The following is an 18468-nucleotide window of genomic DNA, read 5'->3' as shown; positions in this document are numbered from 1 at the left end:
TATTGATATATATGAACGATTTGCCTGAAAAAGCGCCCAAAAGGGCGATTCTCAAACAAAGTGGCCGTATTATTTACGAAGTCACGATTCAGCATGTTGGGACCTTAACGACGTTACGTCAGCGTGAGCCAACGGTCATTTTCTTCTCTAATCTTCGGAAAGCGGTGGATGCCATTACAGCTGAATTGGCGTTTAATAACTGGCCACCCAGGGTCAATTACACGGCGGTGTATCGGGGCGTGAAGCAGCGGGATTTTTACAGCTGTGATTTTAACGTAGCGGGTGCCCGCGTTTTTCGGGTCAAAGTTGTTCCCCGCGTCCTCAACCCGGCTCTACCCCGGTTAGGCATTGATGAGAACCCAGCAAAATGAGTATTGGTTAATGGTTACTCGTTATTCGTGAATGCGTAACAATCTGCTAATAGCGAACAACTCAATAACCAATAACTCAATAACTAATAACTAATACGCCTTCAGGCTTAAATCCAGACTTTTGATCTGATGGGTTAGCGCACCGGACGAAATATAATCGACACCCGTTTCGGCGTAGGCGCGTAGATTCGTTTCATCAATGCCACCCGAAGCTTCCGTGACGAAGCGACCGTTGATCAGCCGCACCATATCCCGTATTTCATCGGGAGCGAAGTTATCCAGCAGGATCACATCGACCTGTCCTACCCGGAGTACTTCCTCTACCTCGGCGCGGTTTCGGGTTTCTACTTCAATGCGTAGATTCCGGCCCGTGTCCGTCAAATAGGTCACGGCTTTGGTAATGGCCGCTTCGATGCTGCCGGCATAGTCGACATGATTGTCTTTGATCAAAATCATGTCGTAAAGCCCGAACCGGTGGTTCACGGCACCACCAATTTTCGTGGCCATTTTCTCACAAATCCGGAAATTAGGCGTGGTTTTGCGCGTATCCAGGAGTTTGGCGCGTGTGCCTTCCAGCAGGTTGACCAGTTCGCGGGTGTGCGTAGCAATGCCGCTCATCCTCTGCATGCAGTTCAGCACCAAGCGTTCGGCAGTTAGAATATTCCGGGCATTCCCACTCACGGTCAGCACCACATCGCCGGGGGTGATGGCGGCTCCATCGTGCAGAAGAACGTCCACCACAAAGTTGGGGTCTACTTCGGCAAATACGGCTTTAGCTACCTCGACACCCGCCAGGATACCCGTTTCTTTCACCAGCAGCCGGGCGCGCTTCTGCGCATCGGCCGGAATAGTCGATAAAGATGTATGGTCGCCATCGCCGACATCCTCGGCAAGGGCCAACTGAATAAACTCGTGTAGATTCATGAGCGCAAGGTACTAGATTTTTTTTGACGGCTGGTTCTACTTTGTCAAGGTCTTCAAGGGCTGACACCAGGAGCGATCAATTCAACATTTTAAAATCCTGTTTCGTACCACTTGCATTCCATCAAAAATGGTACGAAATTTGTCATCCGCTAAGGAATAATATGAAGCAACCCCGTGTCATACAACGCTTTTCCAGCCTGGTGCTGGCTACCCTGCTGCTGTTTACAGCCGTTTGGGGGCATGGCAATGTGACGCAGGCAAAAGCACCTGTAGTGCACAAAGCGGTTGCGGAACAGGCTAAATCGGGAAAAGCGACAGATGCCCCCGAATCGGCGAAGTTGAGTGCGGCTCAGTTCGAAGCCGTTGTTACTCCCGCCACACAATTGGGCGAGTCGGGACAGAGTGCCTTTCTGCTGCCCGCCCCTGCTCTGCTCATTTTATTGCTGCTGAGCGTTCCGTTGCTACGCTTTTTCACCTTACCGCATTTTTATTTCTCCTTTTTCAGGCATGTGTTCGGGCATCATATTGCCACCAACGCACCCTAGTCTACACAGAACAGGTCATTGATCGTCGATTGACCTGAACCCGCTGTTCATTTCCCGAAGCTATGCTTTTACGCTGGCTCCATCTTTTCTTATCCTAGTAACTTATAGCCAAATCACGGGCGTGGCCTGTGTAAACCAATGCAAAACAGAACCGGAATTATCATTCTGACAGGCGTTATTGCAGCCATCTGCATCTATTTCCTGTCGTTCACGTTTGTCTCGCGGGGCGTTAAAGCCGATGCCGAAGCCTATGCCACCAACAAACAGGGCGTAGTTGATCGCACCAAAAAGCAACACTATCTCGATTCACTCTGGAAAGAGCCTATTTATCTGGGGAGCACGCTTCAGGAAGTTACCGAGCGCGAACTTGGCCTTGGCCTCGACCTGCAAGGCGGTATGCACGTTGTGCTCGAAGTGTCGCCTGCCGATATTCTTCGCAGTCTGTCGGGCAACAACCGCGACCCGAAATTCAACGAGGCTCTGAAGCTGGCCGTTGAAGATCAGAAAACCAGCAGCACCAGCTTTGTCGATCTGTTTGCCGGTGAGTTTAAGAAACTGGCTCCAGACACTAAGCTTGCCTCTATTTTTGCTACCAGCGCAAACCGCAGCAAAATCAACTACCAATCGTCGGACACCGAAGTGCGGAAGTTGCTGAACGACGAAGTGAACGGCGCTACGACGCGGGCGTTCCAGATCATCCAGGCGCGGGTCGATAAGTTTGGGGTTGCCAACCCGAACATCCAGCGATTACCGGGTTCGGGCCGTATCCAGATCGAGCTGCCCGGTGTTGATAACCCCGAGCGTATTCGTCGCCTGTTGACCGGTGCCGCTAAACTTGAATTTACCGAAGTGTACCGCCTGAACGAACTGGCTCCGGCTATCGAAGGCATGGGCGCGTATTTGCTCAGCCAGGAAGCCGCTCGTAAAGCAGCTCTGAAAACAACCGCCACAACACCGGCAACGGGTTCAGCCGCACAAGGTGCATCGAGCCTTGAGTCGCAGCTGGCGCAAGGAAGCAAGAAAGATTCGACGGCGAAAAACGATACGGCAGCCGCTTCGGCACAGGGCACCGCACTGACTCAGTTATTCCTGCCTGTTGGTCAGGATCAACTAGGTGTTTACCTGAAAGATACTGCCCGGGCTAATGCCGTTCTGAACGCACCCGAAGTAAAAGGTCTTTTCCCGGCCGATGCTTTTTTTGCCTGGGATCGGAAGACATTCAAAGCAACGGATGGCAAAGAAATTCTGCCTCTTTATTTCCTAAAGAAAGCTGGTGGACGCGCTCCCCTCGAAGGTGATGTGATTACCGAAGCCTCTAATGACTATGACGATCGTGGGCGTCCGGAGGTGACCATGAACATGAACCCCGAAGGTGCCCGTAAATGGAAAAACCTGACAGCCGCCAACGTAGGTCGGCCGGTAGCTATTCTGCTGGACAACCTGGTATACACTGCGCCAAACGTACAGAACGAAATTCCGAACGGTCGTTCGAGCATCTCGGGTAACTTCACCGTAGAAGAAACCAAAGACATGGCCAACGTCCTGAAGGCCGGTAAACTCCCTGCCCCAACCAACATCGTTGAAGAGAGCGTAGTGGGTGCTACCCTGGGTTCAGAAGCCGTGAGCGCCGGTGTACTCTCGTCGATCATTGGTATTTTACTGGTACTGGCCTTTGTGGTGTTCTATTACAACCGCGCCGGTTTTATTGCCGACATCGCCCTGATCGTCAACTTATTCTTCCTGATGGGCGTAATGGCCTCGCTGGGAGCGGTTCTGACCATGCCGGGTATTGCCGGTATCGTATTATCGATTGGTATGGCCGTTGACGCGAACGTACTGATTTTCGAACGGATTAAAGAAGAGATGGCGCTGGGTAAGACGTTCAAGCAGTCGGTTACGGATGGTTTCCAGAACGCGCTTTCGTCAATTATCGACTCCAACGTTACGACCTTCCTGACGGGTATCGTTCTGTTCATCTTCGGAACAGGTCTAATTCTGGGCTTTGCCACTACCCTCATCATCGGTATTCTAACATCCCTGTTCGCGGCTATTTTCATCACCCGTCTGTTGCTGGAATACTACATCCGCAATGGCAAAACGCTGTCGTTCAGCTCAACCTGGGCGAAGAATCTGTTTGCCGATTCTAACTTCGACTTCGTATCGCGCCGGAAACTGTATTACACCGTTTCGTCCATTATTATCGCAGCGGGTATCATCTCCGCCGTTTTCAAAGGATTTGGCCTCGGTGTTGACTTCAAAGGCGGCCGGTCGTATGTAATTCGTTTTGAGCAGGCTGTTAGTACAGAAGATGTGCGCAACTCGCTGGAAACCGTTTTAGGCGGATCGCCCGAGGTGAAAACCTACGGTGGTACGGGTATTGGTGCCAATCAGGTGAAAGTAACGACACCTTATCTGGTGGACGATAATTCGCAGGGAGCCGACAAGAAAGCTGAAGCGACCATCTATCAGGGCTTGAGCGCAATTAAAGGCAATCCGGCTAAGATAGAAAGTTCACAGAAAGTTGGTCCGACCATCGCGTACGACCTGCTGACCTCGGCCTTATGGTCTATCCTGCTGGCGGTTGCTGTGGTATTCGTCTATATCCTGATCCGCTTCAAGAAGCTGGCTTTTGGATATGGAGCCGTTGTGGCCATGTTCCACGATGTGTTGATCATCCTGGCTATCTTCTCCATCTTCAATGGCCTGCTGCCGTTCTCGCTGGACGTTGACCAGGCGTTTGTGGGAGCCCTGCTCACGATTATGGGTTATTCCATGAACGATACCGTTGTTGTTTTTGACCGGGTACGTGAGTATCTGGCTGAAAACAAAGGCAAGAAAGAAACCATCGCTACAATTATTAACAACGCCCTGAACAGCACGCTGAGCCGCACAGCAGTAACCGGTTTCTCAACCATTCTGGTCCTGTTGGTCCTGTTCATCTTCGGTGGTGAAACCATCCGTGGTTTCTCGTTCGCCATGCTTATCGGGGTTATCGTTGGTACGTATTCGTCCTTGTTCGTGGCCACTCCAATTGTGGTTGATGCCCTGACTAGTGCTCAGGAAAAAGAAACGATCACGCCAACTACAACCATTGCTGCCGAGAAGAAAACCGGGTTCGATGCCATTCCGGCTGATTTCACGAGTGCCGCTCCGGCTACACCCGAAGAGTTTACGGCGAAGAAGGAGAAGAAAGACAAAAAACCGTTGATCCGTCCTTCGCAGTCCTAGGTTAATTTTGAATGAGCGAATGATTGAATTAATGAATGCGAAATGGCCACCTGCCATTCTCCCATTCGCTAATTCAATCATTCGCTCATTATATTTCGTATATTTCGCCTGATTGCTTAAGATTATTTCCCTAAACGACACAATCACCAAACTCTAATTCATCCTGCATGGAAACCAAACTAAAACCTGTTGATACCAGTGTCTGGCGCAAAAAGCCTTTAGCGGCTTATGAGGCAGACATGAAAAAGAGTGAACTTAAGCGTGTATTAACCCGCTGGTCACTAACCTCGCTTGGCATTGGCGCTGTTATTGGCGGGGGCGTATTCGTGCTCACCGGTATAGCAGCTAACGAATGGGCGGGGCCGGCACTGGCACTGGCGTTTGTTATGGCGGGAGTGGCGTGTGCATTTGCGGCTCTTTGTTATGCCGAATTTGCGTCTATCCTGCCGGTAGAAGGCTCAGCGTATGCCTACTCTTATGGTACGGTAGGGGAAATTTTCGCCTGGCTTATTGGCTGGAACCTCATTCTTGAATACATGATGGGGGCCACAACCGTTGCCGTAAGCTGGTCGGGTTATTTCGAAAAATTACTCCATTTGCTTGGCATCAATCCGCCTATCTGGTTGATGAACGACCCCGTTACAGCCCAAGAGAAAGCAGAAAAACTACGGGCCGCTGGCGAGAACATCCCTGATTTTTCGTTTGCTGTCAACCTGCCAGCCTTCTTAATTGTCTGGTGCGTAACCTACGTACTGGTAAAAGGCATCAAAGAAGCTGCCAGTACTAACAACGCCATTGTAATCCTGAAAGTAGCCACGGTCATTTTTGTAATCGTAGCCGGTGCATTCTACGTCGATGCCGCCAACTGGACACCGTTCATTCCGGAGCCGGTTATCGACAAAGGTGGACAGCAGCATTATGGTTTCAACGGGATTGTAACCGCTGCCGGTATCGTGTTTTTTGCGTATATCGGTTTCGATGCCGTTTCGACCCAGGCAGGCGAAGCCATCAACCCAAAGAAAGACGTTCCCTTCGCTATTATCGCATCGCTCATTATTTGTACCGTCCTTTATATTCTGGTTTCGCTTGTCCTGACCGGTATGGTGAAATACGACGCTCTTGACCTCAAAGCACCGGTAGCACAGGCTTTTGCCGACCAGGGACTGACTTGGGCTGTTTACCTGATTACGATAGCGGCCATTGCCGGTCTGACGTCAGTTATGCTGGTAATGATGCTTGGTCAGACACGTATTTTCCTGGGTATGGCCAAAGATGGCTTATTACCGAAAAACCTGTTTGCATCTATTCACCCAACGTTTAAAACGCCCTGGAAGAGTACGATTCTGGTAGGTGGCATTGTATCGGTCGTTGCCGCGCTGACTCCTATTGATAAAGTGTCGGAGCTATGTTCGTCGGGTACGTTGCTGGCGTTTGCCATGATTTGCGGAGCTGTTTGGCTGTTGCGTGTTCGGGAGCCTAATCTGGAACGGCCTTATAAAACCCCGGCCTTACCCGTCGTGGCTACGCTGGGCATCCTGGCAAACTTATACCTGATGTATAACTTGCGGACCGATACTAAAATCTCGTTCCTGATCTGGTGTTCGCTCGGTCTTGTCGTATACTTCCTGTACAGCCGTAAACATAGTCATCTCAATAAACCTGAAGATCACCAGTAAATTAATCAACTGGCTTAGGTAGAATTTCATTGAACGCCCTCTAATGCATCTATTAGAGGGCGTTTTTATTAGTCTATAGACTAAACAAATGTAGTTTTGCCTCATAATGAGTGAACAGGAGTTGTTTGGCTATGCATCGGCCATTGTTGTTGGCTTGGTAATTGGGTTAGCAGGTGGGGGCGGTTCCATCCTGACCGTACCTATTTTCGTGTACGTTTTTCATATGCCTACCGTACTGGCCACTACCTATTCGCTGTTTGTGGTTGGCTCTACCTCACTGGTCGGTTCGCTGAACCACATTTGGCATCGGAAGGTCGACTTACGCGTAACAGCTGCGTTTGCGCTGCCGTCATTTGTATCCGTCTATCTGAGTCGGCGGTTTCTGGTTCCAGCCCTGCCCGACCCGCTTTTTCAGTTCGAGCGGTTTACGTTATCCAAAAGTGAGGCCATTCTGTACTTCTTTGCCGTCGTAATGGTCATTGCTGCCCGCGCCATGATCAAGAACGACCGCCCGGAGCAGGGCGAAGCCGCCGATGGGCGTCCACGGTACGGTAGTCTGGCGCTCGATGGCCTGGCGGTTGGCTTATTGACGGGTACGATTGGCGCGGGCGGGGGCTTCCTGATCGTGCCCATGCTGGTGTTAATGGCCGGTCTGCCCATACCCAGAGCCGTGGCTACCTCCGTACTGATCATTGCGGTCAATTCGTTCGTTGGATTTATGGGTGATATTCAACATACGAAGCTTGACTGGAATTTTCTGCTTCCCTTTACGGGTTTATCCATTATCGGGATCTTCATTGGCATGTACTCGGCTCAGTTCGTACCACCCGATAAGCTCAAAAAAGGCTTTGGCTGGTTTGTCCTGGTGGTAGCAGTTTATATGCTTATCCGGGAGATATTCTAACGCGGGTTAAAACCGCGATTTAATTTATAGTGGCGGGTTTTCACCCGCGTTACACCATGATCATCGAACAACTGTACACGGGCTGTCTGGCCCAGGGCGCTTATTACATTGAAAGTAATGGCGAAGCGGCCATTATCGACCCACTTCGGGAAACATCGCCTTACATCCGAAAAAGCGATAAAGCGAGCGCAAGAATAAAGTACGTTTTCGAAACCCACTTCCATGCCGACTTTGTATCCGGCCATGTGGACTTAGCCCGAAAAACGGGCGCTACGATTGTGTATGGCCCCAACGCCAATACCACTTACGAGGCTTATCACGCCAGGGATGGCGAAACCTTTGCCCTTGGCCATGTGACCATAAAAGTACTGCATACGCCCGGCCACACACCCGAATCAACAACGTACCTGCTCATCGACGAAACAGGAAAAGACCACGCCATCTTCACCGGCGATACCCTGTTCATCGGCGATGTTGGTCGGCCGGACCTGGCTATCAAAGGAGATTTGACCGAACATGACCTGGCAGGCATGTTATACGACAGCCTTCATGCCAAGATTATACCGCTTCCGGACGATGTGATCGTTTATCCGGCTCACGGGGCCGGATCGGCCTGTGGCAAGAACATGAGTAAAGAAACAACCGATACGTTAGGGAATCAAAAACGTTTCAATTACGCCCTCCGCGCTAAATCGCGGGAGGAGTTTATTGAGAAAGTACTCGATGGCCTGACCCCCGCCCCTGCTTACTTCGCCGAAAACGCCCGACTTAATAAAGAAGGTTACGAATCCATCGACCGCGTTTTGCAGCGGGGTAGCCAGAGCCTTTCGCCCGATACCTTCGAAGCGGCCGTAAATGAAACGGGATCGCTTATTCTGGATGTTCGGGAGGCTGCAGATTTCGCCAAAGGGTTTATCCCGAATTCAATCAACATCGGTCTTGATGGACAGTTTGCTCCCTGGGTTGGTGCGCTGATCCCAGAATTAACGCAGCCTATTGCACTAATTGCCCCTGGCGGTCAGGAAGGCGAAACCGTCCTGCGGCTGGCTCGGGTTGGCTACGACAACTGCATCGGCTTTCTGGAAGGTGGCTTTTCTACCTGGCAACAGGCGGGAAAAGAAGTTGACCAGATTGAGTCTATATCGGCGGAGGAATTTGCCGCTAGATGGCAGCAGAACCCACATATACCGATTATCGATGTACGAAAGCCAACCGAGTTTGCTACAGAACACGTTGACGGAGCCAGCAACGTACCACTCGACAACGTCAACGACTACATGGCTGAAGTCCCCCGTAACGAGCCACTGTATGTACATTGCGCCGGAGGGTATCGCTCCATGGTGGCAAACTCAATCCTCAAAGCGCGGGGGTTCGACAACGTTATAAACGTAGAGGGAGGTTTGGCAGCTATTCGGAAGACAGCAGTTGCTGTGTCAAGCGGGGCACCTGTCTTGTGATGACTTCGATATACTTTCAGTGTTGCTTTGGCTATGAACCAATTAGCAGTAGTCAGCAAGCCTGTCATTGATGTAAAGAAACACTCTGTTTAACATATATAGAGAAAAGATTAAACAAAATTTTCTTATCTTCGTTGACTGTTTATTACTTGTTACGACTATGAGTACGTATTCAATCAGAGATTTAGAGCAGCTTTCGGGAATCAAAGCCCATACGCTACGCATCTGGGAACAACGCTATGCGATTCTGACGCCGGACAGAACCGATACCAATATTCGCTCTTATGGAGATGAAGACCTGAAGCGCGTCCTGAATATTTCACTGTTAAAGGATCACGGGTACAAAATTTCGGAGATCGCAAAATTGTCGACTGAAGAACTGGGCAATGAAGTAGTGAAGATTTCTGAACGGCAACTTAACTATCCCGACCAGATTCATGCATTGACCATTTCGATGCTTGATCTGAGCGAAGACCGGTTCGAAAAAATCATCAGTACCAACATCAGTCAGTTTGGCTTTGAGAATACGATGATCAACATCGTCTATCCTTTCCTGAGTCGCATTGGCACTCTTTGGCTGACGGGTTCGGTAGGTCCGGCGCAGGAGCACTTTATTACCAACCTGATCCGGCAGAAATTGATTGTTGCCATTGACGGGTTGTCCGGAACAGCGAGTAACGGCAAAAAATACATGCTGTTTTTGCCTGAAGGCGAATTTCATGAAATAAGCCTTTTATTTGCGCACTACATCATCCGCTGCCGCGGTAACAAAGTCATCTATCTGGGCCAGAGTTTGCCGTTCAACGAACTGGTATTTGGCCACTCATTGTATAAACCGGATTATGTTTTCTCAGTTCTGACATCGGTCCCATCCAACCATGAGGTGCAGCCCTATGTGAATCGACTGGCGCAGGCTTTCCCTGATTCCCAAATTCTGTTAACGGGCTATCAGGTAGTTGGGCAGGATATTGAGACGCCGGAAAACGCCCAAATCATCAACCAGATCAATGACCTGATGCGCCTTGCCAGTCACTAAGAGGCCTGGGCTTCATTTGTAAACTGGTGATTGAGGCTACAAGTGCAATAATATGCAGGCAGGACTTCAGGTGTTTCCTAAACCCTGCGCGAACCAAAGTGCACGCCGTTCGGCGTAGGTGTGCGGGTCCCGGCCGAGTTGAAACCCAACATGTCCACCCGTTCGGGGCGTTTCCAGAAAAACATACGGATGAGATTTCGCCAATTCTTCGGGCGAGCATTCCGGCGAAAGCAATGGATCGTTCTGGGCATTGAGCAGGAGCACAGGAACAGCGATGGCCGACATGAAATTAACCGCTGAAGCCTGCGTATAGAAATCATCGGCATCCCGATAGTTATTGACCGGTGCGGAAAAGAACTCATCGAAATCTTTCCACTGTTTCACCTGCCGAATCTTGCTCATATCCAGCCGACCCGGAAACATCTGCGCTTTCCGGGCAATTTTGACCAGCAACTTTTTCATGAATCGATTGCGGTAAAATCGGTTCGACGGCAGGTCGAGCAGTCCGGCACTGGCTCCAAGATCCGTTGGAGCCGAGATGGCAATACCAGCTTTGATGACATCGGGAAGACGGTTTCCGTGTACGCCAAGGTATTTCAGGGTAATATTACCGCCCATGCTGTAACCAACCAGAACAACCTCCTGATACCGCTTTATTAGTAAAGCGTGTTCGATTACTTCGCCTAAATCACCAATTTCACCGTGGTTATAGAGTCGGAAAGCCTGATTCATTTCGCCACTACACGACCGGCAGTTCCAGGCAAGTACATCGTAGTTATGCTGGGCGAATAACTTGGCCGTTCCCCGAATGTATTGCCGATTGCTATCACCTTCCAGCCCATGTGTCAGGACAACGAGACGGCTTTGCCCAGCTTTGATCCAGTCCAGATCAACAAAATCGCCATCGGTCAACGTCAGGCGTTCGCGTTCGTAAGGAATCCCGCTAACCTTGCGTGTCAGGCTGGGAATGATGGTTTGCAGGTGACCATTGTACTGATAGGCGGGTGGACCGGGATAAGGCGAATGAATGAGCGGCATATTAACTGAACAACGAATACATTTACGGTGTTGTTTCACCACATCTTATAGCTATGCAGTTTGCCAAATACATTTCTGTCGTTATTACCAGCACCATAAAATTTGTGGGCGGGCCCATCTCGGGCGCGGCCCTGGGCCTGGGCTGGCTTGAAACGACCATCTGTACGGCGCTGGGTATGATGATCAGTGTAGTGATCGTTACGTTTGCGGGAGCGGCTTTACAGACCCTTTTGCAACGCTACCGGAAATCTACGCCAAAACGCTTTACCAAACGCACCCGCATGGCCATCCGTATCTGGAAACGTTCCGGAATGGCGGGTATCGCTTTTCTAACCCCGCTGATCCTAACGCCAATTGGCGGCACCATTCTGGCCCTGTCATTTGGTGTTAAACGGTGGCGGCTGGTGCTTTATATGCTTGTTAGTGCCATAGTATGGGCCGTTGTGCAAACACTTGCTTTTTATCAGATTCCGGGTTTGAAGGGAATGTTTACCTAAACCGCCAGGTTCATAAACCAATTAAGTTTAGCCTATACAGTATCAATGAAACCCTTCCTGCTCCTCTGGATAATTGTTCTGGCTCCTGGCCTGGCCTTTCCACAGGTAATTCTTTCTAATGTATACTCCTTTAGTCATTCATCTACGCCCCCTCAGACTGGCTACGAGGAGCGAACCTTGGCAGAAGGCAACACCCGTGATTTTTCTCACTTTATCATTCAAGCCATAACGCTAGAGGCTAACCGCCCCGCCCAGCCCATTCAACAGCTTGACGAAGAAGCTATTCTGCTCGTTAAATCAGGAGAGTTAACGCTGACACTTGAAAAGAAACGCAAAACACTACTCCCCGGCAGTGTAAGTATGATCATGCCCGGCGATGAGTACCAGATTGCCAACAAAGCTGCTCAGCCTCTCACCTATTACCAGATACGGTACACCTCCAATGAAATGCCTGATCTGGATTTGTACCGGCTACTGGGTGAATCGCTTTGGGTCGATTGGCAGGAAACTGCAGCTACCACTGACCAGCGCGGAAGCAGCCGCAGCGTTTCACCATACCCAACCATTATGAGCAGCCGCGTCGCCATAGAGATGACAACCCTTAACGCCGGTCGGGCAGAACAGCCAGTCCATACCCACCGGGCGGCTGAACTTCTCCTCATTCTTGACCATCCGGTTCAGGTACGCATGGACGGAACGTCGAAAGAAGCTCGGGCCGGAGACCTCATCTTTATTGAATCGGAGGTAGCGCACGGCATTAGCCCGCTTCATGGAGAGGACTGTACGTATGTATCTGTTCAATTTTAGGGGTTATTCCCGGCCGTCGTTGCAATCGGACTGTATGATGGCGTAAAATAGTGAAGAGAACATACGCTCAACTAAAAAAAGCAACCCCACGACTATTAGCGACTAACGGTTTGCGGTGCCGATGCGGGTGTTTTTTTGCGAAAGTCCCCCTGCGAAAAATACTTCTCAATGAGGCAGTACATTAAAATGAAGAAATAGCGGCTACCCATTTCTTTAATCTTCAGTTTCGATTCGCCGTACTTGCGATTTGTCCAGCTATTGGGGACCACATCGAACGAGTAGCCCCGTACAATAGCCTTTAACGGCAACTCCACCGTGAGGTTAAAATGAGGGGCCAGAAATGGCTTGACGCCTTCGATAGTCTCCCGTTTATAAAGTTTAAAGGCGTTTGTGGTATCATCGTATTTGATTCCCATCACCATCCGGACAATGAAGTTGGCAATCCGGTTGATGAATTTTTTCAGCGGTGGGTAGTCGATCACTTTACCCCCTTTTATCCACCGCGAACCAAATACCGCATCGACGCCCGTATCCAGCATCTTATTGTAAAACAGGACCAGATCTTCCGGATCATCCGACAAATCGGCCATGAAGACGGCCACACAATCGCCCGAAAAACGCTCCAGACCATACCGAACGGCATAACCGAATCCATTCGGGCCGGGGTTGGTAAAATGAACCAGCGTCGGAATTTCAGTAGCCGCCAGTTGCTCCAGTATTTTCAGCGTACCATCCTTCGAATTATCGTTTGTAACGCAGATTTCATGAGGAATTCCGTGTTTTGCCAACGTCTGGTAGAGGGATCGAAGAGTAGGTGGCAACGACTCTTCTTCATTATAGGCAGGGATGACGACGCTTAATTTCATACGTAAAAATAAAAATAACAGTTGGGAAAGCTAGGCTTTAGGCTTCCAATGTTCGGCCACATCAGGAACAGCCTGCCGAATACGAGCCAGAAAATCGGGGGCTAACGGTCCCAATTCTTCGGCCTGGCGATTAGCAGCAACCTGCCGCTCGTTTCGCATTCCCGGAATAACGACGCCAATGGCGTCATTGGATAAACTGAATCGTAAAGCAGAAATTACCATTCCGCCGGGCTCCTCATTTAAAAAAGCCAGTTTACGCATAGACTCAAGGAGCCAGTTCCGGTCACGTTCGGGCAAATAATGCCGGTACTCGTCGGTTGAGAAAACAGGGTCCTGAGTTAGGTAGGCCGGGTTTAGGAAACCGGAAGCCAGCGGTACCCGGCCAATGAAAAAATAATCATTGGCGTTGGGCTCGGTAAAGAGAAGGCCTTCGGCACGACTATCCAGTGCGTTATAAATAACTTCCAGCGCATTGCCAAAGCCAGCCTCCATTACGCGCCTGGCACCATATATCGACCGGGAGCTAACCCCGTAGGAACGAATTTTTCCCGCCTGAACCAGATCGTCAAACGGTTTAGGGTCGTAGGTCGACCAGTCGAACGCATCTGGTGGGCTATGCAACAGCATTATATCGAGCGTATCGACACCCAGCCGACTCAGACTGGCCTCTACGGCTTCGGTCAGATAGGCCGCGCTATAATCCTGTACAGGCTGTCCCGCCGGTGTTTGTCGATTACCAAATTTGGTACAGATAAGGGTATTAGTCGCTGACTTTTGAGCAAACGCTTCCCGCAATATGGTTTCGGCCTGACCCCGGCCATAGCTGTCGGCCGTATCGAAGAAGTTTATGCCCTCATCCAGGGCGGCATGTACGGCGCGGATGGCTTCTGTTTTGTCTACCTGGCCCCAGCCGGTTGGGTTACCGTTTACGATGTTAGGGCCACCAAACTGCCAGGTGCCAAACCCCAGTCGGGATGTAAGCTGCTCGTTTATGGAAACTGGCATAAGTAAGTAATGAAACAGTCTGGTCGTCCCCAAGCTACCGACTGTAGTCAACGGCTTACGGACAACCAGACTGTAGTTAGTCTAAAGAAGTGCTTCTCTCTTTCGGCGATTTTATCAACCCTGAGAAAAGTCTTAGTCTGTAAATTTTTGCATAGGCTCAAAATACAGCCTCGGCGGCTGGTGTAATGATGATTTTTCCTTTGATCAGACTACGCTGACCAGGGTACTCGGCAAAGAACGCATTCCGGCCATGCAGCACCCGATCATCGTGAAAGAACACGGCCTCCCCTTTCTGTAGCTGAACCGGCAGAATGACACCGGCATTCATGATCCGCGACTCCAGGAACTGGTGAAAACGCTCGCAGAGGTTCAGTACTTCCGGCGAGTTCTCCTCCCGCGACAGGCAGAAGTAGTTCCAATTGGCCAGATGCCCTTCGCCATCTTTATCAATGATCTTCCGCACTTTGCGGGCGCCCCCTTTGGCATGAACCACATCGGTAGCCATCAGTTCGTCCAGCAAAGCCTCCTGCCCATCCAGTTTCATGCATTCAACCAGATCGGGCAGGTCGAAGAAGGTGGTTGCTCCACCAATTTTGGCTCTTGAAGCACAGTAGAAAAAATTTACGGCTTCTTCGTCACCCAGTTCTACGTACGAATCGTCGGTATGCAATGGCTGACGTGTATTACTGGAGCGGTACCGATCGGGAATTTGCGGATCATACGTAATGTCAATCCAGCGATTTCCGGTCATTTTGCCGGTGGCAAGATCTTCATCGGCGGCATGGATACGGCCAATGGTTTCAGATAGCTTGCTGTAAAAATCGTGTACGGGCAAATCTTCACGAAAGCCCGACAGAAAAACCAGTTTGTTTGTCTGAACGGCTTCTTTTACATCTTGAATGGTTTGGTCTGGGGTAGTATAGACAACTTGTCTGAAAAAGTTCATAGCGTCTTCCATTTCGTTAGGAAGACACAAAGTAGACAAAGTCTAGTGGCTGAACAAATCACTTCCCCCCAGATAATCAATTATTTAGCATACGGTGCAAGCCTATAGCTACTGTTCCATAGGCACGCTGTAGACTAAGTGGCGTAAGGTGCTCAAAAACAATCTTTTTGAAATCGGACCACGTTGGTTTCGCCAGTGAATAATACTTGGTAGCCAGCCCCAACTTCGACAAATAATTGGTACTGTACTGATGGCTTCCCATCATCATCCGATAGTAGCGGGCTATATTTTTTTTCAACAAATCATCGTATTGATAATTCAATTCGCGGTTGATATTCGAATACATATCAATCCGGTTTTGCAGAAAAACAGCATCGTCATACTTATCCGAGAAGCTGGCTCCGTTCTTGTTTTTTCGGTACACCGACATCACATCGGGGATATAGCCTATTTTACCCATTTTGGCTTTAAGGATCAGCCGGGGGATATCTCCGCTAACCGATTCGCTGAACCAGGCAGGATATTCTTTAATTGAGTTTCGATACATGGTACTCGACGTGGCCATGAACCAGATTTCGTCCTCTCCAATCAAGTCTTCGATGGTAAAAAACGGCTTTGTATCAGGCCCGTTGAGCACGTGCGACGGACTACCATCTTCATACGTAATCAGCGCGTTATGAAATACCATCGAATAATCCGGGTGTGCATCGAGCAAATCGGCCTGCTTTTGCAACTTGAGCGGGTCGGTGAAATAATCGTCGCCGTCCATCAGGGCATAATACTCTCCTTGGGCCAGTTTCAGTGTTTCCAGAAAGTTAATACCCCCATTCTTACCCATGTTACGCGGGTGCAGTATACCCCGCACCAGGCCGGGGTGCTGGCGCTCATACTCCTGAATAATGTCTCTTGTTCCATCCTTCGAGAAGTCATCGCCAACTAAAATTTCAATTGGAAACGTAGTTTGTTGAGCCAGTGCACTGTCAATGGCCTGACGGATGAAATTCTTCTGATTATAGGTAATGATCAGAACGCTTACTTTCGGCATAAAGAACGAGTAATCAATCAGTTTTGGTAGCCATTAGTGTATATAACTACCCAAAACCGTGAATGAAGTATTAAACAGCCACTTCAGGAGAAGTGTTTTTGGCTGTTTGAATCTGTGCTTTCCAGCCTTGTGGTTCATCTTTGTCGGCGGGTTTTGCCCAGGGGTCGTAGAAAGGCAAAATAGCTACCCAGCGACCAGCCGGATCGTCCCAGCTGAAGCGGTCGGCAAAACTCGACGGGCTAACCCAGTGAGGCAGATCATACCGGAACAGAATGATGTCGCCCATATCCTGATAGCCTTCTGTTTCAACGATATGGTCGTTGATAACGTAGCCGGTTCCTCCCGATGTGTAGTCTTTCCCATACTGATTGAGTGCCAGAATGGTGCCTACTTTCTGCGGATTGAGCGGGTGCCAGTGGCGACCGAAGAAACTGCCGCCCAGGGGATAATGCGTTACCTGCGGGTGGAAATACGGCTGACCTTTACGGATTCCGTATTCTTCGTTGTTGCCGGTCAGATCATTCCAAAACTGACGCATTGGGTTAAAAACGCTCAGCAATGTTTGTCTGGTCGACTCGTCGAGGTCCAGAAGAGCATCGAAGGTATGGTCGTGAAACAACTGCGGTGCCTGCTGGATTTTGGCGATGTGCAGCCGCTGCTTATGCTGATTGTTATCGAATGTATCCGGTCCTTCGGCTAGCGGAGTGCTGTCAGCCCAGGCCCGGGTAGTGGTAATGACGCTGCGAAGCGTAGTTTCCGGGATACCGGTTTTGATGATAACGATGTTTGGCTCGTTGACCAACCGCATTACCTCCTCATAAGGAATTTCAGGAACGATCCGTCCATCCTTAAACTCAGCGTCGACTTTTATCAGGTATTTTGCAACTTCTTTCATAAAGAAAACTTGTCAATGCGCGATTGCCGCGTTTGTTCTCAATTGATTAATTTTTGTCACAAAGTAGGGTGGTATCCAGAGAAAATACAACGGGCCGTTTGTTGATTCTGGTCAGTTCGCGGGCTGATTTGCATAGCCAAAACCCGATGCACCAAACCCGTTTCCGTTGTATAACATAATCCACTGGTTTTGGTGTTTGAAAATATGGCAATAGTCCATCATGACCGAATCCCAGCCTTCCGCCGACCGTTCGATACCGGCCAGTTCGTCTTTCCGCTCCCAGGTTATACCATCTTTCGACTCTGCATAGCCAATCCGATAGCTTCGTTCAACATCGGTGCGGTAGTTGGTTGCGTTGCGGAACGAAAAATACATTTTGTACAGATCGCCGTCTTTGTACACCGTTGGCCGACCAATGGCATCCGTAAATTCGTCGTATCCTACGCATACATGACCGGTACGCTTCCAGTCGATCCCGTCTTCCGATTCCGCGTACTTAACATCGTAGAAAGGCTCCGGGTGCCCGTTGATCACCTCAATCTTTGTGCAGGATAAATACCACATTCGCCAGCGAATCGACCCATCAGGTTGCTCCTCCCGCATTACGCAGGGCTGCGCTATCCAGACCTGATCGTATATGGAACGATCGAGCAGGGGACCGGTGTACTTGCGCTCAAACGTCAGGCCGCCGTCGCGACTGATGGCTAAGCCAATTGAAAGTCGATAGCTGGCCGTTTCGCTTTTGTTCCAACCGGTATAATACAGCCAGATCTCATCTCCCACCGGTAAAAACCAGGATGGCATGGTCCCGGTTTCGTCAAACATACCAACGGCTCCTTTCTGTAGGCAAGGTTTATCGTGTACGTACGTCACCTCCGACAGATTGTCCGGATTCAACTCAACGAACGATACAGCCGATGCACTATGTTCGTCGCGGGTAGAAAAATAAACCCGCACTTTGTCCTGCATCGGGAAACCAAAGGGAACCTGTGCGTGGGTACGGCTGAACGGCTTTGACCCGTCGGGCTTGTAAACCAGTCCTTTTTTATGCCAAGTCATTGAATTCAGGTAAAAGATGTGTGTCGGCCAGATACGTGTATCCGGCCAACATGTATTAAAGATTGGTAGCCAGTCGGGCTACCATGCTGTCGTGAATCTGGGTCATGGTCTCCTTCAGGTCAAAGGTCCAGTCCCAGCCCGGATAGTGCGCCTTGAACTTGCTCAGGTC

The 18468-nt window shown here is 49.9% G+C and carries 17 protein-coding genes and 1 pseudogene; 9 read left to right on the top strand and 9 right to left on the bottom strand.

Annotation, left to right across the window (positions count from 1 at the left end; genetic code table 11):
* Positions 1 to 11 precede the first annotated feature (11 nt).
* The gene (locus tag CRO74_RS10940; protein WP_097126116.1) at positions 12 to 371 is read left to right on the top strand and encodes a hypothetical protein; all 360 of its coding nucleotides are present in this window, start codon (positions 12 to 14) and stop codon (positions 369 to 371) included.
* Between the two features lie 90 nt (positions 372 to 461).
* Here the strand turns inward: CRO74_RS10940 and nadC are convergent, their stop codons facing one another.
* A complete protein-coding gene (nadC, locus tag CRO74_RS10935) occupies positions 462 to 1295 on the bottom strand; it encodes a carboxylating nicotinate-nucleotide diphosphorylase (RefSeq protein ID WP_097126115.1) in 834 nt (277 codons plus the stop codon).
* 161 nt (positions 1296 to 1456) lie between these two features.
* Here nadC and CRO74_RS10930 point away from each other — a divergent pair, with 161 nt between their 5' ends.
* The 6 genes from CRO74_RS10930 to CRO74_RS10905 all read left to right on the top strand — a co-directional run bounded on the left by CRO74_RS10930 (position 1457) and on the right by CRO74_RS10905 (position 10141).
* Positions 1457 to 1840: a hypothetical protein gene (locus CRO74_RS10930; RefSeq protein ID WP_097126114.1), complete on the top strand. Its 384-nt coding sequence runs from the start codon at positions 1457 to 1459 to the stop codon at positions 1838 to 1840.
* A 138-nt stretch (positions 1841 to 1978) separates the two neighbouring features.
* Positions 1979 to 5068, top strand: a complete 3090-nt coding sequence (gene secDF, locus CRO74_RS10925) for a protein translocase subunit SecDF (RefSeq protein WP_097126113.1) — start codon at positions 1979 to 1981, stop codon at positions 5066 to 5068.
* Between the two features lie 167 nt (positions 5069 to 5235).
* Positions 5236 to 6744: an APC family permease gene (locus tag CRO74_RS10920; protein ID WP_097126112.1), complete on the top strand. Its 1509-nt coding sequence runs from the start codon at positions 5236 to 5238 to the stop codon at positions 6742 to 6744.
* 106 nt (positions 6745 to 6850) lie between these two features.
* Positions 6851 to 7648, top strand: coding sequence for a sulfite exporter TauE/SafE family protein (locus CRO74_RS10915; protein ID WP_097126111.1), 798 nt, complete (start codon positions 6851 to 6853; stop codon positions 7646 to 7648).
* A 56-nt stretch (positions 7649 to 7704) separates the two neighbouring features.
* Positions 7705 to 9105, top strand: a complete 1401-nt coding sequence (locus CRO74_RS10910) for an MBL fold metallo-hydrolase (RefSeq protein WP_097126110.1) — start codon at positions 7705 to 7707, stop codon at positions 9103 to 9105.
* 160 nt (positions 9106 to 9265) lie between these two features.
* The gene (locus tag CRO74_RS10905) at positions 9266 to 10141 is read left to right on the top strand and encodes a MerR family transcriptional regulator (RefSeq protein ID WP_097126109.1); all 876 of its coding nucleotides are present in this window, start codon (positions 9266 to 9268) and stop codon (positions 10139 to 10141) included.
* Between the two features lie 66 nt (positions 10142 to 10207).
* Here CRO74_RS10905 and CRO74_RS10900 read toward each other — a convergent pair whose 3' ends face one another.
* The gene (locus tag CRO74_RS10900) at positions 10208 to 11179 is read right to left on the bottom strand and encodes a YheT family hydrolase (protein ID WP_097126108.1); all 972 of its coding nucleotides are present in this window, start codon (positions 11177 to 11179) and stop codon (positions 10208 to 10210) included.
* A gap of 53 nt (positions 11180 to 11232) precedes the next feature.
* Here CRO74_RS10900 and CRO74_RS10895 point away from each other — a divergent pair, with 53 nt between their 5' ends.
* Together CRO74_RS10895 and CRO74_RS10890 are read left to right on the top strand one after the other, a co-directional pair.
* A complete protein-coding gene (locus tag CRO74_RS10895) occupies positions 11233 to 11676 on the top strand; it encodes a hypothetical protein (RefSeq protein ID WP_097126107.1) in 444 nt (147 codons plus the stop codon).
* A 45-nt stretch (positions 11677 to 11721) separates the two neighbouring features.
* A complete protein-coding gene (locus CRO74_RS10890) occupies positions 11722 to 12483 on the top strand; it encodes a cupin domain-containing protein (RefSeq protein ID WP_097126106.1) in 762 nt (253 codons plus the stop codon).
* Between the two features lie 95 nt (positions 12484 to 12578).
* Here CRO74_RS10890 and CRO74_RS10885 read toward each other — a convergent pair whose 3' ends face one another.
* The 7 genes and pseudogenes from CRO74_RS10885 to CRO74_RS31950 all read right to left on the bottom strand — a co-directional run.
* Positions 12579 to 13349 carry a glycosyltransferase family 2 protein gene (locus CRO74_RS10885; RefSeq protein WP_097126105.1) on the bottom strand — a complete coding sequence of 257 codons (771 nt, stop codon included), beginning with the start codon at positions 13347 to 13349 and terminating at the stop codon, positions 12579 to 12581.
* A gap of 30 nt (positions 13350 to 13379) precedes the next feature.
* The gene (locus tag CRO74_RS10880) at positions 13380 to 14354 is read right to left on the bottom strand and encodes an aldo/keto reductase (RefSeq protein ID WP_097126104.1); all 975 of its coding nucleotides are present in this window, start codon (positions 14352 to 14354) and stop codon (positions 13380 to 13382) included.
* 157 nt (positions 14355 to 14511) lie between these two features.
* Complete coding sequence (locus CRO74_RS10875) at positions 14512 to 15300, bottom strand: TauD/TfdA family dioxygenase (protein WP_097127067.1); 789 nt, start codon at positions 15298 to 15300, stop codon at positions 14512 to 14514.
* Between the two features lie 76 nt (positions 15301 to 15376).
* Positions 15377 to 16345 carry a glycosyltransferase family 2 protein gene (locus tag CRO74_RS10870; RefSeq protein ID WP_097126103.1) on the bottom strand — a complete coding sequence of 323 codons (969 nt, stop codon included), beginning with the start codon at positions 16343 to 16345 and terminating at the stop codon, positions 15377 to 15379.
* A 70-nt stretch (positions 16346 to 16415) separates the two neighbouring features.
* The gene (locus CRO74_RS10865) at positions 16416 to 17240 is read right to left on the bottom strand and encodes a hypothetical protein (protein ID WP_097126102.1); all 825 of its coding nucleotides are present in this window, start codon (positions 17238 to 17240) and stop codon (positions 16416 to 16418) included.
* 111 nt (positions 17241 to 17351) lie between these two features.
* Positions 17352 to 18299 (bottom strand): glycoside hydrolase family protein, encoded by a 948-nt coding sequence (locus CRO74_RS10860; RefSeq protein ID WP_097126101.1) that lies wholly within the window; start codon positions 18297 to 18299, stop codon positions 17352 to 17354.
* A 55-nt stretch (positions 18300 to 18354) separates the two neighbouring features.
* Positions 18355 to 18468: pseudogene (locus tag CRO74_RS31950) on the bottom strand (NAD-dependent epimerase/dehydratase family protein); the annotation flags it as partial.

This window comes from Spirosoma fluviale (genome assembly GCF_900230225.1).
Taxonomy (GTDB): domain Bacteria; phylum Bacteroidota; class Bacteroidia; order Cytophagales; family Spirosomataceae; genus Spirosoma; species Spirosoma fluviale.
The sequence above is the reverse complement of the archived record's forward strand: the minus strand, read 5'-3'. Positions and strand labels throughout refer to the sequence as shown.

What these genes read in the sequence shown, in the direction of transcription:
- CRO74_RS10940 (WP_097126116.1), top strand. Translation starts at nt 12, where the DNA reads ATGAACGATTTGCCTGAAAAAGCGCCCAAAAGGGCGATTCTCAAACAA.
- nadC (WP_097126115.1), bottom strand. Translation starts at nt 1,295, where the DNA reads ATGAATCTACACGAGTTTATTCAGTTGGCCCTTGCCGAGGATGTCGGC.
- CRO74_RS10930 (WP_097126114.1), top strand. Translation starts at nt 1,457, where the DNA reads ATGAAGCAACCCCGTGTCATACAACGCTTTTCCAGCCTGGTGCTGGCT.
- secDF (WP_097126113.1), top strand. Translation starts at nt 1,979, where the DNA reads ATGCAAAACAGAACCGGAATTATCATTCTGACAGGCGTTATTGCAGCC.
- CRO74_RS10920 (WP_097126112.1), top strand. Translation starts at nt 5,236, where the DNA reads ATGGAAACCAAACTAAAACCTGTTGATACCAGTGTCTGGCGCAAAAAG.
- CRO74_RS10915 (WP_097126111.1), top strand. Translation starts at nt 6,851, where the DNA reads ATGAGTGAACAGGAGTTGTTTGGCTATGCATCGGCCATTGTTGTTGGC.
- CRO74_RS10910 (WP_097126110.1), top strand. Translation starts at nt 7,705, where the DNA reads ATGATCATCGAACAACTGTACACGGGCTGTCTGGCCCAGGGCGCTTAT.
- CRO74_RS10905 (WP_097126109.1), top strand. Translation starts at nt 9,266, where the DNA reads ATGAGTACGTATTCAATCAGAGATTTAGAGCAGCTTTCGGGAATCAAA.
- CRO74_RS10900 (WP_097126108.1), bottom strand. Translation starts at nt 11,179, where the DNA reads ATGCCGCTCATTCATTCGCCTTATCCCGGTCCACCCGCCTATCAGTAC.
- CRO74_RS10895 (WP_097126107.1), top strand. Translation starts at nt 11,233, where the DNA reads ATGCAGTTTGCCAAATACATTTCTGTCGTTATTACCAGCACCATAAAA.
- CRO74_RS10890 (WP_097126106.1), top strand. Translation starts at nt 11,722, where the DNA reads ATGAAACCCTTCCTGCTCCTCTGGATAATTGTTCTGGCTCCTGGCCTG.
- CRO74_RS10885 (WP_097126105.1), bottom strand. Translation starts at nt 13,349, where the DNA reads ATGAAATTAAGCGTCGTCATCCCTGCCTATAATGAAGAAGAGTCGTTG.
- CRO74_RS10880 (WP_097126104.1), bottom strand. Translation starts at nt 14,354, where the DNA reads ATGCCAGTTTCCATAAACGAGCAGCTTACATCCCGACTGGGGTTTGGC.
- CRO74_RS10875 (WP_097127067.1), bottom strand. Translation starts at nt 15,300, where the DNA reads ATGAACTTTTTCAGACAAGTTGTCTATACTACCCCAGACCAAACCATT.
- CRO74_RS10870 (WP_097126103.1), bottom strand. Translation starts at nt 16,345, where the DNA reads ATGCCGAAAGTAAGCGTTCTGATCATTACCTATAATCAGAAGAATTTC.
- CRO74_RS10865 (WP_097126102.1), bottom strand. Translation starts at nt 17,240, where the DNA reads ATGAAAGAAGTTGCAAAATACCTGATAAAAGTCGACGCTGAGTTTAAG.
- CRO74_RS10860 (WP_097126101.1), bottom strand. Translation starts at nt 18,299, where the DNA reads ATGACTTGGCATAAAAAAGGACTGGTTTACAAGCCCGACGGGTCAAAG.